The organism is Pseudomonas sp. 14P_8.1_Bac3, assembly GCF_025466085.1.
GTDB lineage: Bacteria > Pseudomonadota > Gammaproteobacteria > Pseudomonadales > Pseudomonadaceae > Aquipseudomonas.
The window spans coordinates 1-1146 of the sequence record NZ_JANLOD010000016.1 but is presented as its reverse complement, the minus strand read 5'-3'; the positions used below and the strand labels follow the sequence as shown (position 1 = coordinate 1146).

The 1146-nt window shown below is 54.8% G+C and carries 1 protein-coding gene; it reads right to left on the bottom strand.

What is annotated here, in order from left to right; translation table 11 throughout:
• Window positions 1-31 precede the first annotated feature (31 nt).
• A protein-coding gene (locus NTD84_RS05060) for an IS3 family transposase (RefSeq protein ID WP_410017329.1) occupies window positions 32-1146 on the bottom strand; the annotation gives its coding sequence in 2 pieces (ribosomal slippage) (window positions 32-906 and window positions 906-1146; 1116 coding nt annotated over the 2 pieces). This gene is flagged as partial in the annotation.

Sequence of the window (1146 nt, the reverse complement as noted above, 5' to 3'; positions counted from 1 at the left end):
TGTCTAGTCCTGAAATAGGTTTACACCTGTTTCACCCTAACGCCCGATGCACCGCATCGGGCGTTTTGTATTTTAAGGACAGGTGCGGGCGCTCTTGGTTGTAGATCAAGATCGCCTCACGCACCATTTGCTCCGCTTGCGTCAGGTCGGTCGGCCGGTGGAGCAAGAGCTCTGTTTTCAAGATACCGTTGACCCGCTCTGCCAAGGCGTTTTGGTAGCAGTCATAGCCATCGGTCATTGAGCAAGTGATGCCATGCTTGGCGTGGAGCTTTTGATACAGCGCCGAGCAGTACTGCACACCTCGATCTGAGTGATGAACCAGTTTCTGGCGTGTTAGGCGCGTCTTCAGCGCCATGCGTAAGGCCTGAGCTACCGAGTCGGCATGCAGGCTGTCATGCACGTGGTAACCGACAATTTTTCTCGAGTAGACATCCGTTACCAAGCTCAGGTAGACCGGCTCATCACGCTTGCTGGATAGGTAAGTGATATCGGCCACCCAGACCTGTTCCGGGCCCGTTGCGACGACTTGTTGCGGTCCCGGTTTGAGCAGGTTGGGGTGACAGTGGAAGTGATGATGGCTATCGGTGGTTTTGTGATAGGCCCGTTTCCTGCGTACCAACTGTCGGTGCTCTCGCAACACTTCAAACAAACGATCTCGACCGACATGCAGCTGCGGCTTGTCGTGCTTCGCGAGCATCAGTGATTGCAGCTTGCGGGTGCCTAAGCAGGGTTGGCGCACCCGAATCTCCTGTACAAACTTGATGAGCTGCTGATCTTGCTCAACCCGAGCCCGATAGACCCGATCACGTTTGTAATAGGCTTGGCGGCTGATTCCCATAAACTGGCAAGCCCTGCTGACACTCAGGGTTTGGGTTTGCGCAACGACTTGCCGGGCCGCTTTTTTACGATAGATACACCGTAGTCACTCTTCAGCACATCGACCACGTCTTCGAAGAATTTGGCTTTCTGATTGGCCAGTGCCAGCTGTTCTTCAAGCTCTTTGATTCTCTGCTCGGGAGTTAATGGCAAATTGGGCTCGTCCATCGGCCGGGTCCTCTGGGAGCGAATGGAGGCGCCTTGGCTCCAGTCCTGCCGACCATGCTTGCGTAACCAAACCAACACCGTCGACCGACCCTGAATCCCATA